Annotated in this window: 16 protein-coding genes; 5 read left to right on the forward strand and 11 right to left on the reverse strand. The window is 67.1% G+C overall.

Features of this window, described 5'->3' with window-relative positions; translation table 11 throughout:
• Positions 1 to 85: 85 nt before the first annotated feature.
• From G6N58_RS23220 to G6N58_RS23235, 4 genes are all read right to left on the reverse strand, one after another.
• A complete protein-coding gene (locus G6N58_RS23220; RefSeq protein ID WP_115277120.1) occupies positions 86 to 946 on the reverse strand; it encodes an MmyB family transcriptional regulator in 861 nt (286 codons plus the stop codon).
• 22 nt (positions 947 to 968) lie between these two features.
• Complete coding sequence (locus G6N58_RS23225; protein WP_115281324.1) at positions 969 to 1,763, reverse strand: SDR family oxidoreductase; 795 nt, start codon at positions 1,761 to 1,763, stop codon at positions 969 to 971.
• Between the two features lie 91 nt (positions 1,764 to 1,854).
• On the reverse strand, positions 1,855 to 2,691 hold the full coding sequence (locus G6N58_RS23230; RefSeq protein ID WP_115277119.1) for a class I SAM-dependent methyltransferase: 837 nt from the start codon (positions 2,689 to 2,691) through the stop codon (positions 1,855 to 1,857).
• Between the two features lie 25 nt (positions 2,692 to 2,716).
• Entirely contained in the window at positions 2,717 to 3,502 is a 786-nt protein-coding gene (locus G6N58_RS23235) for a TspO-related membrane protein (RefSeq protein WP_115277118.1), read from the reverse strand.
• Positions 3,503 to 3,635: 133 nt separating this feature from the next.
• On the opposite strand from G6N58_RS23235, the gene G6N58_RS23240 reads away from it, so the two are divergent.
• Positions 3,636 to 4,445, forward strand: coding sequence for an LLM class F420-dependent oxidoreductase (locus G6N58_RS23240; protein ID WP_115277117.1), 810 nt, complete (start codon positions 3,636 to 3,638; stop codon positions 4,443 to 4,445).
• Between the two features lie 4 nt (positions 4,446 to 4,449).
• Here the strand turns inward: G6N58_RS23240 and G6N58_RS23245 are convergent, their stop codons facing one another.
• The 5 genes from G6N58_RS23245 to G6N58_RS23265 all read right to left on the reverse strand — a co-directional run bounded on the left by G6N58_RS23245 (position 4,450) and on the right by G6N58_RS23265 (position 7,691).
• Entirely contained in the window at positions 4,450 to 5,043 is a 594-nt protein-coding gene (locus tag G6N58_RS23245; protein ID WP_147289277.1) for a nuclear transport factor 2 family protein, read from the reverse strand.
• Between the two features lie 58 nt (positions 5,044 to 5,101).
• Complete coding sequence (locus tag G6N58_RS23250; RefSeq protein ID WP_115277115.1) at positions 5,102 to 5,800, reverse strand: helix-turn-helix transcriptional regulator; 699 nt, start codon at positions 5,798 to 5,800, stop codon at positions 5,102 to 5,104.
• The gene (locus G6N58_RS23255; RefSeq protein WP_115277114.1) at positions 5,797 to 6,645 is read right to left on the reverse strand and encodes a helix-turn-helix domain-containing protein; all 849 of its coding nucleotides are present in this window, start codon (positions 6,643 to 6,645) and stop codon (positions 5,797 to 5,799) included. The genes G6N58_RS23250 and G6N58_RS23255 overlap by 4 nt, the downstream gene beginning before the upstream one ends.
• Positions 6,646 to 6,680: 35 nt before the next feature.
• Entirely contained in the window at positions 6,681 to 7,100 is a 420-nt protein-coding gene (locus G6N58_RS23260) for a nuclear transport factor 2 family protein (RefSeq protein WP_115277113.1), read from the reverse strand.
• 126 nt (positions 7,101 to 7,226) lie between these two features.
• Positions 7,227 to 7,691, reverse strand: coding sequence for an SRPBCC family protein (locus tag G6N58_RS23265; RefSeq protein ID WP_115281323.1), 465 nt, complete (start codon positions 7,689 to 7,691; stop codon positions 7,227 to 7,229).
• 156 nt (positions 7,692 to 7,847) lie between these two features.
• Here G6N58_RS23265 and G6N58_RS23270 point away from each other — a divergent pair, with 156 nt between their 5' ends.
• From G6N58_RS23270 to G6N58_RS23280, 3 genes are read left to right on the forward strand one after another with little or no spacing between them, the layout of a single operon-like run.
• Positions 7,848 to 8,390 (forward strand): hypothetical protein, encoded by a 543-nt coding sequence (locus G6N58_RS23270; RefSeq protein ID WP_115277112.1) that lies wholly within the window; start codon positions 7,848 to 7,850, stop codon positions 8,388 to 8,390.
• Positions 8,372 to 9,373 carry an NAD(P)H-quinone oxidoreductase gene (locus tag G6N58_RS23275; RefSeq protein ID WP_232067963.1) on the forward strand — a complete coding sequence of 334 codons (1,002 nt, stop codon included), beginning with the start codon at positions 8,372 to 8,374 and terminating at the stop codon, positions 9,371 to 9,373. Before G6N58_RS23270 ends, G6N58_RS23275 begins: the two co-directional genes overlap by 19 nt.
• 24 nt (positions 9,374 to 9,397) lie before the next feature.
• Entirely contained in the window at positions 9,398 to 10,561 is a 1,164-nt protein-coding gene (locus G6N58_RS23280) for an AI-2E family transporter (protein WP_115277111.1), read from the forward strand.
• Between the two features lie 10 nt (positions 10,562 to 10,571).
• On the opposite strand, the gene G6N58_RS23285 is transcribed toward G6N58_RS23280, so the two are convergent.
• Positions 10,572 to 11,480, reverse strand: a complete 909-nt coding sequence (locus tag G6N58_RS23285; protein ID WP_115277110.1) for an alpha/beta hydrolase — start codon at positions 11,478 to 11,480, stop codon at positions 10,572 to 10,574.
• Between the two features lie 65 nt (positions 11,481 to 11,545).
• Between G6N58_RS23285 and G6N58_RS23290 the strand changes: the two genes are divergently transcribed.
• A complete protein-coding gene (locus G6N58_RS23290; RefSeq protein ID WP_115277109.1) occupies positions 11,546 to 11,962 on the forward strand; it encodes a MarR family winged helix-turn-helix transcriptional regulator in 417 nt (138 codons plus the stop codon).
• A gap of 6 nt (positions 11,963 to 11,968) precedes the next feature.
• Here G6N58_RS23290 and G6N58_RS23295 read toward each other — a convergent pair whose 3' ends face one another.
• Positions 11,969 to 13,066, reverse strand: a complete 1,098-nt coding sequence (locus tag G6N58_RS23295; RefSeq protein ID WP_172544946.1) for an FUSC family protein — start codon at positions 13,064 to 13,066, stop codon at positions 11,969 to 11,971.
• Between the last annotated feature and the right edge of the window lie 35 nt (positions 13,067 to 13,101).

Raw genomic sequence — 13,101 nt, forward strand, 5'->3', positions numbered from 1 at the left:
ACCCTGGTCGCCAGTCCACAGACGGATAGCGGCTGATGCCACAGTGACCGGTTCCGCACGTGGGACCGTTACGGATCGCTCGGAGTCATCTCTGGTCGTCTGCCCACGACGCCAGCAGGACCAACTTGTCGGAGGTGGAACTTCCAGCAGGCGCGGTGTAGACGTTGACATGCAGATCGGGGTCAGTAGCGAGGTCCAGAGACTCGAAGTCGAGATCGAGCCGACCGACGACCGGATGGTCGATCTGCTTGCTGCCGTGACCGTGTAGCCGCACATCCTGTGACGCCCACTGCTGCCGAAACGCTTCGCTCTGTGCGTAGAGCTCGTTCACCAGTGCGCGGAGTTCGTCATCATCGGGGTGGCGGCCCGTCTGCATGCGCAGAACCGCCGCGCAGTTGCGCGCCACCTGGTTGTACTCGACGAAAAACATCGCGGCTTCGCGTGGGTGTAGATAGACGAAGCGCGCCACGTTCGCGGGCCGTCGGGCGTCGGCCAGCACCGGCGCAAACAGCGCGCGAGCAAGGTGATTCATGGCGAGGACGTCGTGGCGCCCATTGCGGATCAAGGCCGGCGCACCGGTGATGGCGTCGAGCACGTGCTGCAGCGCCGGACGCACACTCGCCGAGGATGTGGGGTGGTCGCGCCCTCCGGCTGCGGAGCGGCGCGCGAGACCGAACAGGTGATCGCGCTCGGCAGCGTCGAGCTGCAACGCGGCGGCGAGTGCGTCCAGCACCCGCTCCGAGGTACCGGCGATGTTGCCGCGCTCGATGCGCACGTAGTACTCGATCGAGATCCCCGCCAGGACCGCCACTTCTTCGCGGCGCAGACCCTCGACCCGACGGGTGCCGGTGTGCGACGGCAACCCGGCTGCCTGAGGTGCAATGCGGGCGCGTCGCGACCTGAGGAATTGGCGAACCTCGGTACGCAGATCAACCGTGGCAGTCATCTCCTCACGATAGGCCCACGCGTCAGGCAGTCGTTGCGATACCGCCGTCGACAGGCACGATCGCGCCGGAGACGTAAGCCCCGGCCCGGCTGGCCAGAAACACCGCGACGCCCGCCATGTCGTCGTCGCGCCCGATCCTGCGCAGCGGGGCGGACGCCGCGATCGTGTCACCCAGTTCGTCGAGGGTGGCGGCCATCATCGCCGATGGGAACGGGCCCGGCGCCACCGCGTTCACCGTGATGTGCTGTGGACCAAGCTCCTTGGCAAGTACGCGGGTGAGTTGATGCAGTGCAGCTTTGCTGCTGGAGTACGAATAGTTGGGCCGGTTCGGGATGTGGATGGCGGCGATGCTGCCGATATTGATGACCCGAGCGGGATCGTCGGCCGTACCTGCGTGGCGCAGAGCCGGAAGCAGCGACTGCACCAGCCAGAAAGGCGCCTTCAGATTGAGGTCGAGGACGGAATCCCAGCCCACATCCGGGAAGGTGGCCAGCGGTTCGTCCCACATGGCTCCTGCGTTGTTGACCAGGATGTCGAGGCTCTCGGAGCCGTCGGTGACCAGGTCTGCGAGGCGGACGCACTCCCGATGCTGCGACAGGTCGGCGGGAGTGGCCGAGACATCGCCGAATTCTGCAAGGTGCTTCTGCGCCCGATCGCACGCAGCGGCGTCGCGTGAGCTGACGGTGACGCGCGCGCCCGCCTGCAGGAGCCCGCGGGCAATCATCATCCCGATGCCCCTGGTGCCCCCGGTGACCAGCGCGCGCTTACCGCTGAGGTCGAAAAGCCGCTCGTGAGTTGTGTATTGAGTGTCGATCACCCCCAGCACGCTAGGGGAGATGTCAGACGACGGACAGCTCCCGCCAGTAGGGGTAGTGACAGTGTCCCCCACGCGGGATCTGAGCCGCCGCTCAGCCGGCCTGACTCTTGCGTGCCGCAATCGTGTAGGTGAGGGGCAGACGCTCTGGATTGCGCGCCAGCACGTACTCGCCGTCGAACTCGGTACTGTCGATCATCGCGTCGCCCAACGCTTTCCAGGGCACCTCGCGGTGCTCATCGAGAGCGGTGACCGTCAGGCCGGCTTCGGTGAGGGCGGTGAAGACCTCGCCGATGCCGTGATTGAACGAGACGCCCCGCGGCGCCGATACCGACCCCTGACCGCCGTACGTGCTGTCGTCCGAGAACGGAGTCCCAGCGGTTTCGAAATACGGATAGTGCACCACCAGCAGATCGTCGTCACGGTCGTCACTGAGGGTGTCGAGCATGGGGTGGCCCTCCCTCAGGAACACCCGGCCCCCGGGACGCAGCAGGTCGGCGACCACCGTCGCCCACTGTCGGATGTCGGGAAGCCAGCACAGCGCGCCGATGCCGGTGTAGACGAGGTCGCAACAGCCGGTGCCGAGAAACCCCGCGGCGTCGTAGATATCGGACACCACGAACGCGGCGTCGACGCCGATGCGCTGCGCCAGGTCGGTCGCGGCGGCAACGGCGGACGGAGAAAAATCCAGCCCGGTCACCGAACGCGCGCCGAGCCGTGCCAGTGACACTGTGTCGGTCCCGATGTGGCACTGCAGGTGGACGACATCCAGACCGGTGATGTCGCCGAGGCGGGGTCGGTCAAAGCGCACCACCGTGGATAAGAACTCGGGGTCCGCGAAACCGGCCAGATCGTAGCCATCAAGACCCAGATGCACCGGCACCCGCGCCTCCCAGTTCGCCAGGTTCAGAGCCCGCCAGTCCCCCGCCACAGGGCGATCCTTGCAGAACTCCGCCTCACCTCACGACACGGCGGCGCCGCAAGGCCAGCACGGCGGCGCCGATGATGGCGACGATCGCCGCGACCGCGGTCGCCGACAGTGGCGCGCTGCCCCGCTGTGATGCGCCAACCGTGATGGCAACCAGGGCCCAGAGCACACCGGCGACGTATCCGGGTGTGCCGTTCAGCATGTTCGTCACCCCGACCGCGACCACGGTCGCCACGATCAGCACCGCCAGCTGCCACCACAGGGTGGTCGCCGACGCTCCGGTGGAGATCAGCGCCGCAGCCACGTTGGCGAACACCGCGATGCTGCTCCACCCGAGATAGAGCCCGAACGTGACGGTGGCCAGCGTCGCCAACCAGGAGGGGCAGTTCAGATCGTGCCGGCGTCGGACCAGCAGCCGCATGATGTGCACCAGACCGGATGCCATCACAGCGAATATCACGACGCTGACCCACAACCAGTCCTGCGCTGCCACCACCAGCCAGAGGCTGAATCCGACGAACACCACGCTGGCGTCGACCAGCACCGCGGTCTCCCACCACGAGCCCAGACCGAAGCGCAGCACGGCGATCATCGTCACGGCGCACAGCAGTGTGATCAGACCCCACAGACTGAATGCGTAACCGGCCGGCGTGATCAGGGCCTCGTTGGTGGCGCCGTCCCGCAGGAAATTGCCCGCGAGGGCGTTCGCCACCACCGGCGCAGCGAGCTGCGTCAACGCCAGGACCATCGCGATCCAGCGCCAGGGCCGGGTCGAAGGAGCGGTGGCAAGCGGGGCGTGTTCGGTCGGTGTCATGGCCTTCCTCGGTCGCCGTGCAGCGTTCACCGAGTATTCGGAGCCAATTCCGCCGCGGATGGGTGTGCGCGGAATAAACCCGCACCGGGGCAACTTGGCTGAAGAGTCGACCGTCCCCGACCCAGGAGCCAATATGCCCCGTCCCGTCCGTGTCGCTGTGCAGATCGTCCCTGGAGGCACCCCCGACTACCGCACCTGGCGTGACGCCGTGCTGGCCGCCGACGACCTGGGCGTGGACGTGATCTTCGGGTACGACCACTTCCATCTCCCGGCGATGGACGCCATGGTCGACGGCAAACCCGTGATGTCCGAGGTACAGGCCGACGTCGCCAACTTCGAGGGCTGGACCGCGCTTGCGTCGTGGGGCGAGATCACCTCGCACGCCGAAATCGGACTGCTCGTCACCGGTGTCGGGTACCGCAACCCGGACCTGCTCGCCGACATGGCCCGCACCGTCGACCACATCAGTGGCGGCCGGGTGATCCTCGGCCTCGGCGCCGGGTGGTACGAAAAGGACTACACCACCTACGGATACGAGTTCGGTACCTTCGGATCACGCTTCGACCTCTTCGACGAGAGTCTGATCCGCATCGAGAAGCGACTGGCAGTACTCAATCCGCCGCCGGTGCGCACGATGCCGATCCTCATCGGCGGAACGGGCCCGAAGCGGTCCCTTCCGGCAGTGGCGCGGCACGCCGACATCTGGCACGCCTACCAGGAGCTCGACGCGTTCCGCCGGTCCAGCGACCGGGTGGACGAGCTGGCCGCGACGTTCGGGCGCAGCGGCGCCGACATCGAGCGTTCGACGCTGTGGCAGAACCCCGAGAGCGCCGACGCGTTCCGCGACGTCGGCGTCACGCTCTTCCAGACCGAACTCACCGCCCGTGACGGCTACGATCTCACGGCACTCAAGCAGGTGCTCGGCTGGCGCGACAACGGCTGACGGCTCAGCAGCGGAACCCGCGTGCCGCGGTGACCGACCAGATGGGCTCGACCTCGCCGTCGCGCACCGTCAACAGGTCCACTCCGGCCACCCCGTCGGACATGGTGCGCAGCAGCGCGATTCGACCGCTTCTCTCATCGACGACCAGTTGCCGGTGCACGGTGTATCCCAGCTCTTCGGCCCAGGTATGCGCCAGCTTCGCCATCGTGTCGCGGTCGAGCGCATCGCCGGGCGCCGGATCCGGCGCGTCGCGGTGCGGGCCCACGAACGTCCAGTTCTCCCGAATGCGATTGCCCTGCAGCACATTCACATCGATTCCGCTCATCACCGTGCCTTCCCGGGACGTCACGTCCCACAGGTAGGCGTAGGTATGGCCGTCGATGACGTACAGCCGTGGCACGAACACGTTCCCGGTCTTTTCCCGCGCTGCCGTGACAAAGGATTCCTGTTGAACCGGACCGACGACCGAGTCCAGGTCAGGGCCGCTGCCCCACCACTGCACACAGTCGTCGGTCATCAATTGGTGTGCCAGTGAGGAGTCCTCGTTCCACATGCGGGCCCAGGCCTCGGTGAGGTCGATGATGTCTTGTGTGCTCATGCCCACCACTGTGCCCACCGATGGCGACACCGTTGTGTCGGTGTTTCAGATCACATTTTCAGCGGTCCAAGGGCGAGGCGCCGATGCGGTCGAGCTCCTCGCTGTACTCGATGTCGCGGGCCGGCGCGTGCTCATCGGTCAGCCGTGCTGCCGTGATGCGGTCGAGCCGAAAGCCCCGGACCCCGGATCGCAACCGGCACCAGGCCACCAGACACCATCCCCCAGGGAGCTGTAACAGGCCGAGCGGCTCGACAGCACGGCTGGTGCGGGCACCGTCGCCGCCCACGTAATCCAGCTGCAGCACCCGTTCCGCGGCGATGGCTGCCGACACGGTGTCGTTGATCGCGGCATCGGCGTGCGGCGGTGGCCGGCCGACGGTGTGGACGCGGGTGGCCAAGGATTCCTCGCGGGCGCGCACGTCGGCCGGCAGGACGGCCAAGACTTTCTGCGCGGCGATGCGCGCCGACGCTGCGAATGGTGAGCTGGTGATCGAGCGCATGGCGAGGCTGATGGCCAGCGCTTCGGTGGCGGTGAGGGTCACCGGCGGCAGGGTGCGATCGCGGTCCAGGAAGTAGCCTCCTGAGCGCCCCACTCCCCCGCGAATCGCAACCCCCGATTCGCGCAGGGCCGCCAGGTCGCGCTCGATGGTGCGGGTGGTGATCTCGAAGCGGTCAGCCAGCCAGGCCGCCGTGCGGGGGCGTGGCGACACCGCACGCAGCTCCTCGACGATGGCGTACAACCGGTCCGCGCGGTTCACAAACCGAGTGTAGGGGCAAGCTCGATCGTCTCGGCCAGCTGCCGCAACGCCGATTCCGAAGTCGACCCCGGCGTCGCGTCACAAACCAACAGGTGCTGCTCACGGGCGGCCGGAATGTCGAACGTGTGGTAGTCGAGGATCACTGTGCCGACAGCAGGGTGTTGCAGCGCCTTGGTGTGGTGGCCTTTGTCCACGACGTGGTGGCTGTTCCACATGGCCTCGAATGAGTGGCTGGCACTGAGCAATTCATCGACCACGGACTGCACGGCCGCTCTGGAGTACCTCTTCCCCCATGCCTGCCGCAGCGACGCTGCCGTCGCCAGCGCAATCTGGTCCCAGTCGACGAAGAATCGCTTACCTTCCGGGTCGAGGAAAATCATCCGCGCGAAGTTGTCCGACGCCGAGAACCCCTGATGCAGAGCATGACCCAGGCCATTGGCGGCCAGAATGTCCTGTGCGTCGTTGTAGACGAACGCCGGCGTCGAGGACCAGCGCTGCAGCAACGCCCGCGTGGGTTCCGCGACAGCCGTTGCGCCCGGGCCGACGCGCGCAGTCGGGTCCGCGCCGGCCAGCCGAAACAGATGGAGGCGCTCGTCGGTATTGAGGTGCAGCACCCGCGCCAACGCCTCCAATAATTGCGCGGACGGATGTGACTCGCGGCCCTGCTCCAGCCGCGTGTAGTAGTCGCTGCTGATCGCGGCCAGGGTGGCGACCTCCTCGCGTCGCAGCCCCTGCACCTGGCGGCGGCCGCGCGGCAGACCCACCTGCTCGGGTTCGAGGGCGTGACGTCGCGAACGCAGGTAGGCGCCGAGATCGGTGCCCCTGCGCCCCGAAGATGCCGTCATACGCGACAAGCGTAGCGGCTGAGAACAGTTGGGTGTCAGATGCTCACCCGGTCCACGATCTCGTAGTACGCGAACAGATCGAGCCACTCGATGCCGGCGACCACCTTGTGGTTCTCCATGGTCAGGATGTACAGATAGCTGTTGGCGTACGGTTGCCCATCCTTCGCCATCCCGGTGCTGTCGATTCTGGCGATCACGTCGTCTCCGTCCGCCCAGATTCCCCGCGAGGTGACGGCCAGCGGCCCGGCCAGGCGATCGAACAACGCAGCCTCGGCCTTGTCGTGCAATTCCCGGAGCCCGTGGTAGACCCCCGCGACCGGGCCGTGGCCGGCAATGGTCCATTCGGTGTCGTCGGTGAAGAGTTCGGTGAAGAAAATCGTGAAATCGTCCGCCGCTTTGTTCAGGGCTTCTTCGACGGCTGCCCGGTTACGTTGCTCTGTCTCTGAATACGGCATGGCTTCCCTTCGATCGGCAGAGTCGCTCTTTGCAACCCCAGATCGAACCTAGCCAGGCAGCTGGTCGCCGGGCAGGTGACGCTTCCCCTGGGTGTCGTGCACCCCCCGGCGTGACAACCGCTGCGGTCAGCCCGCGACCTCCGTGGCCAGCTTCGCCAGCGTGTCGGACAGCTGGTCTTCGGTGACCAACGGAAACTTCACCTTCTCGAGCAATTTCTTGTCGGTCACCTTCGACCAGTCGTAGGTGTGGCGGACCAGGGTCTCACCCGGACCCTGGGATTCCAGCTCCCACAACCATTCCCAGCCGGGCGGTTCGGTGCCGGCGGGCGCGGTCTGCCACGCCAACAGCTTGTCCTTCGCATAACCGGTCACGTGGTTGTCCGTCTTGTACTCACCACCCATGTGCGCGCCCTCCATGTTCATCGTGAACACGTCGCCGACCTTCTGGATGCGGTCGGCATGGTCCACGCTGCGTACGAACCCCGAGCCGTCGAGGGCCTGGTGCCGGTTGGGGTTGGAAAGGACATCGAAGACCGCGTCCACGGGCGCCGGGATGGACCGCTGCACTGTCACCTTGCTTGTATCGCTCATGCCTTCACAGTGCCCGCCCTGGCCCCCCGTGTAAACGTGACCGACGACCGTCATGGGTGCCAGCACTACCAAGCACCTGCACGCCAGCGGCATTGTTGTCACTCGCCACCGGCGGAGAAGCTGGACCGGTCATCCCAGATCGACAGGAGTCCGCTCATGAGTACCGCAGTCCGAGACGATCTTGTTCTCTCCCACGCAGTGGTGACCGCCGACGTCGAGGCTCCTTTTGCTCGCGTCGACATCGCCCAGTGGCTCAAGACCCTGCCCACCCACGAGTACCAGCGCTGTGCACCGGGAGATCACAAGGCCGCCGGCTACACCGTCGACGATGACGGCACGCCGATGTCGATCAACATCGAGATGATCGGCACCGGACTGGTGATCCAGCAGTATCGCTTCGAGGTGGCGCAAGCGCACTATTGCAAGATGGTCTCGCTGTCCGACGTCCTGACCCCCGCGGGGTGGACCACCACCCAGGTGATCTGGGAGCTGCATATGGAGCAACTCGACGGCGACAGCTGCCGCTACACCAACACGGTCACCTCGCACCCCACCGAAGACTTTCTCACATTTGTTGCGGCACAGGGCCAGACGTTTGACGAGGCGGCGGCGGCGCGGCAGGACGCTTCCGGTCGGCACTGCCGCGTCGAGACGCCGAACTACGCGCGCTCCATCGCCGAGTGGGCGCGGCAACAGTGACGTCGGCCATCCTCTTCGACCAGCCCGGCCCACCCGAGGTACTGCGCTGGACGCCGGTCGATCCGGTGCGGCCGGCGCCGCAGGACGTGGTGATCCGCATCGCTGCCGCAGGGGTGAACAATGCCGACCTGATGCAGCGACGGGGGCGCTATCCGGTGCCGGCCTGGGCGCCACGGCCGCTGGGCCTGGAATGCGCGGGCGTAATCACCGCCGTGGGCGCCGAGGTGACGGGCTGGGCGCCCGGGGACGAGGTCTGCGCGCTACTCGACGGCGGCGGGTACGCCGACGAAGTTGCGGTGCCGGGAACCCAGGTGATGCCGATCCCCAGCGGACTCAGCCTGCTCGAAGCCGCGGCCGTCCCCGAAGTGGCGGCCACGGTGTACTCCAACCTCGCGATGGTGGCCGGACTCACCGCTGGGCACACCGTGCTCATCCACGGCGCCGGCGGCGGCATCGGAACCTTCGCCATCCAGTGGGCCGCCGCGATCGGGGCGACGGTCATCACCACCGCGGGCAGCGACGCCAAGGTGCAGGCAGGGCTGCAACTCGGTGCCGACACTGCGATCAACTACCGCACTCACGACTTCGTCGCCGAGACGCTGGCTGCGACCGGTGGCCGCGGTGTCGACGCCATCCTGGACGTGGTGGGCGCCGACTACCTGGAACGCAACGTTGCGACCCTGGCACCGGACGGTCATCTTGTGGTCATCGGCGGATCCACCGCCCCCGCCCCGCTGGACCTGGGCTTGCTGATGTCCAAACGGGCCAGTGTGAGCGCCACGATGTTGCGCGCCCGGCCCGTCGACCAGAAGGCCGCGATCATCGCCGGTGTCACCCGCGACGTGCTGCCGCTGTTCAGCAGCGGCGCGATCCGGGTGGTGGTGGACACCGTGATCCCGATGGCGGAAGCAGCACGCGCACACGCGCTGCTGGAGTCCAAGGGCACTGTCGGCAAGGTCATCCTCGAGAACCGGGGCAATTGACGCCGTTGCGGGTAGAGAGGAGAGGTGACAGACGCGACAAAGGCGGCGCCCGGCCGCGGAGCGGTGTACGGGGGCCATCTCCGATCGACGGCGGTGGTGGCGCTGCAGTTCATCGCGGTGGCCGCCGCTCTGTGGGTGCTGGCCTGGGTGGTCGGGCAGACCTGGGTGATCCTGCTGCCGGTGGTGTTGGCGCTGATCGTGTGCACGGTGCTGTGGCCGCCGGTGCGCTGGTTGCGCAACAAGGGCGTGCCCCCGGCTGCCGCTGTGCTGGCGGTCCTCTTGGTGGCGGTGGGGGTGATTGCGGGCATCGTCGCCGCGATCGCCCCTGCCATCGTGGAACAGTCCACCGAACTGGCGCAACAGGCCTCGGCGGGTATAGTCCAGGTGCAGGACTGGCTGGCCGGCCCGCCACTGAACATCAGTGAGGCACAACTCAATTCGGCTGTCTCGGCCATCACTGACCGTCTGAATTCGAGCAGCGCCCAGATCGCGTCGGGCGTGTTCACCGGCGTGGGCGCCGCCACCTCGGCGCTGGTGACCGTGTTCACCGCCGTGGTGGTGACCTTCTTCTTTCTCAAGGACGGCCCCCGGTTCCTGCCGTGGCTCAAGCGCACGGTGGGCTCCCCTGCGGCCCCGCACGTCGGCGAGGTCCTCAGCCGGGTGTGGGCCACGCTCGGTGGGTTCATCCGCACCCAGGCGCTGGTGAGTCTGGTTGACGCGGTGTTGATCGGGATCGGCCTGCTGATCCTCGGGGTGCCGCTGGCCTACGCCCTGGCGATCCTCACCTTCATCGGCGGCTTCATCCCCATCGTCGGCGCCTTCGTCGCCGGCGCGTTCGCGGTGCTGATCGCCCTGGTGTCCAACGGCCTGGTGAACGCCCTGATCGTTCTGGGCATCATCATCGCGGTGCAACAACTCGAGGGCAACGTGCTGCAACCGTGGCTGCAGGCCAAGTCGATGAAGTTGCACGCGGTGATCGTGCTGCTCGCGGTGACCCTGGGGGCGTCCACGTTCGGCGTCATCGGCGCCTTCCTGGCGGTCCCCGTTGCCGCTGCGGGCGCGGTGATCCTGCGCTACTACGACGAGCAGGTCAGCTTGCGTTCGGGCGAGAAGCCGCCGCCAAGTGATGACGAGGCCAGTGATGATGAGGAAGACGAGGCCGCGGATCCGGTAGCCGATCCCGCGTGAGCGTGCCCGGCTACAGGTGTTCCGAGTAGAACGCCGCCAGACGGTCCACGGCCTGGTCGACGTACCGCGGCTCGTCGTACATCTCGTAGTGTCCGGCGCCGTCGACCACCAGCAGATCCACCGGGTTCGCCGCCTTCTCCCACAGCGCCATCCCGGCCTCGTACTGCCCGGTGTTTCCCCGCCGGCCGGCCACGATCACCTGCAACGGCTGCGTCAGGAGCTGGTCGACGAGATGGAAGGCGTCGAAGCCGAGCAGCAGGGAGTCACTCCAGCGCAGCCGACGGTTGGTGGAGCGCTCGTTGCGGCCCCGCGGGGTGCGGTAATACGTGACGGCCTGGGTGGTGTCCAGATCGGTGAGTCCGGCGGTGGCGGCGTCCTCGAGGGTGTCCGGCAACCAGTTGACCCGTTCTTCCGGCTGCGCTTGACGCGCCTCGGCGAGCGCCTCCAGGGCCGCAACCGGTCCCTGCGGCGAGAAACCCGGGCTACGCCAGGACGTTCCCATGTTCCCGGCCACCACCGTGCCGAGGGCTTTGATGCGGTGGTCGGTGCGGGTGGTGTACACGGCGTAACCGCCACCGGCGCAGATACCGAGGGCGCCGATCCGACCGGGGTCGACACCATCGATACCGCTGAGGGCATCGATCACGTAGGAAATGTCTTCACTGCGGCGGTAGGGATCCTCGAGATCTCGAGGTTCTCCCCCACTCTCACCCTGGTGGGCAGGGTCGAAGGTGATGGCGGCGAAGCCGCGGGCGGCCAGCCGCGACGCGTAGTTCGCGCCGATCTGCTCTTTGACGCTGCTGCCCGGCGTCGACAACACCACGGTGGGGTGAGGTTGCCCGGACCCGAAGCCCGGCGGGACGTGCAGGTCGGCCGCGAGGGTGATCGGACCGCGAGGGATGGTGAGATGGTGAAGCATGGACAACTCCCGAAGTTGTTCGAAACTAAACTAGTTTAAAACTGTACCATCGGCCAGGAGGTGGGATGTCGAACGAGGACGGCGCCCAGCTGTGGAAGTTGAACCAACGGCTCCTGACCCGCGTGATGAACGCCGCCGCCCCGCAGTTCGCCGACCTGGGGTTGGAGACCAAGGAGTTCTTCGTCCTCGACGAGGTGGACACCTGCCACTATCCGGTGGCGATCGCCGAAAAATTGATGCTGCCGAAAGCCAGCGTCACGGTGTATCTGCGCAATCTTGTGGCCGCCGGACTGGTGCGGCGCGAGATCGACGAAAGCGATCTGCGCCGGCACCGCCTCACCACCACCGACAAGGGCCGCCGGGTGCTCGCCGACGCACTCGACGCGCTGGCGCACCAGTTCGGGATGATGATGGCCCGTCTGGAGGCTCGCGATCAGGTGGAACTGCGTCGCATCCTGCTCACGCTGCTTGAGTCCGACTGAGTCGAGTCACCCTGCGGTGAGGCTGCGGTGCTCCGCGGACGTGATGGCCACCGCCGCCACGGCGATACCCACGACGATCCCGATGGCGGTGTCGGCGATGCGGTCCACCGCCACCGCAGGAGCCAATCCCGTGCCCAGGCCGGTGAGCAGCAAGGCCATCGGCGTCACGGCCAAAGACGTCAGCGCGTAGTTGACTCCTGCGCACACCTCCGCGGCGATCTGGAAGACGATGATCGCGGCGACCGCACCCCAGTACCCCAGCGGTAGCGCGAGCAGCGCGGCTGCCACCACCGCGCCACCGATGTTGCCCAGTAGCCGCTGGGCGCCGCGCTGCACCGTCATGTGATAGCCGACGCCCTGCATGGTCGCCACCGCGCCCATCGCGGCCCACATCGGATGGTCGAACCCCAGACCGGCGGCCACAGTGGCACCCAAGGCGCCCGCGCACGCGATACGCAGACCCCGGACAGCCAGTGCGGCGTGCGGTGCGCGGGTCAACGTCGAGGTCAGTGATTCCCGCTGCGCCGCAGTCGGATTCGCGGCTGGACGTCGAGAGAGCCACCAGGGTGCCATTGCCGCTGCCACGCCGATGACCGCACCGCCGACGGTCATCCCCGTCAACCGGGCCACATCGCCGGCGTCCCCGGCTGCACCCTGAGCGCCAACCGCCGCGAACACGAACACCACCGCGCCCGGTCCGACGATGTGCAATGCCCACATCAGATAGGCGGCAGCGCCGGCCAACAACGCGATGACGACGACGTCTACGGCGAAGGGAAGCGCGGCGGCACCCAGCACTGCGCCGGCGCCCACCGACGCAGTGATACCCGCGGCCAGCATCAGGAGCCGTCCTTGCCGGACCGGATACGGATCGGGTCGGCAGAACGCGGACACCAGTGCCCCGAGTGCCGCAAAGCCGGCCAGGTGGTGCAGATGCACGAGGCCGCCGACGACGAACACCACGGCCATCGCCAGCCCCACGCGCAGCGGAGCGCCGAGGGAGGCGCCGCGAAAATCGGCTCGCAACGCACCACGCCAGGACCTCGGAGAGAGGGCGTGTTGCAGTGCGGCGGAGCTACGGCTGACGTGGTGAAGCGCGATCACCGCTGAACTTTAACACTATTTTACTAGTGAACTAT

It is taken from the genome of Mycolicibacterium tokaiense (assembly GCF_010725885.1).
Lineage (GTDB): Bacteria > Actinomycetota > Actinomycetes > Mycobacteriales > Mycobacteriaceae > Mycobacterium > Mycobacterium tokaiense.

What these genes read in the sequence shown, in the direction of transcription:
- G6N58_RS23220 (WP_115277120.1), bottom strand. Translation starts at nt 946, where the DNA reads ATGACTGCCACGGTTGATCTGCGTACCGAGGTTCGCCAATTCCTCAGG.
- G6N58_RS23235 (WP_115277118.1), bottom strand. Translation starts at nt 3,502, where the DNA reads ATGACACCGACCGAACACGCCCCGCTTGCCACCGCTCCTTCGACCCGG.
- G6N58_RS23240 (WP_115277117.1), top strand. Translation starts at nt 3,636, where the DNA reads ATGCCCCGTCCCGTCCGTGTCGCTGTGCAGATCGTCCCTGGAGGCACC.
- G6N58_RS23245 (WP_147289277.1), bottom strand. Translation starts at nt 5,043, where the DNA reads ATGAGCACACAAGACATCATCGACCTCACCGAGGCCTGGGCCCGCATG.
- G6N58_RS23255 (WP_115277114.1), bottom strand. Translation starts at nt 6,645, where the DNA reads ATGACGGCATCTTCGGGGCGCAGGGGCACCGATCTCGGCGCCTACCTG.
- G6N58_RS23260 (WP_115277113.1), bottom strand. Translation starts at nt 7,100, where the DNA reads ATGCCGTATTCAGAGACAGAGCAACGTAACCGGGCAGCCGTCGAAGAA.
- G6N58_RS23265 (WP_115281323.1), bottom strand. Translation starts at nt 7,691, where the DNA reads ATGAGCGATACAAGCAAGGTGACAGTGCAGCGGTCCATCCCGGCGCCC.
- G6N58_RS23270 (WP_115277112.1), top strand. Translation starts at nt 7,848, where the DNA reads ATGAGTACCGCAGTCCGAGACGATCTTGTTCTCTCCCACGCAGTGGTG.
- G6N58_RS23285 (WP_115277110.1), bottom strand. Translation starts at nt 11,480, where the DNA reads ATGCTTCACCATCTCACCATCCCTCGCGGTCCGATCACCCTCGCGGCC.
- G6N58_RS23290 (WP_115277109.1), top strand. Translation starts at nt 11,546, where the DNA reads ATGTCGAACGAGGACGGCGCCCAGCTGTGGAAGTTGAACCAACGGCTC.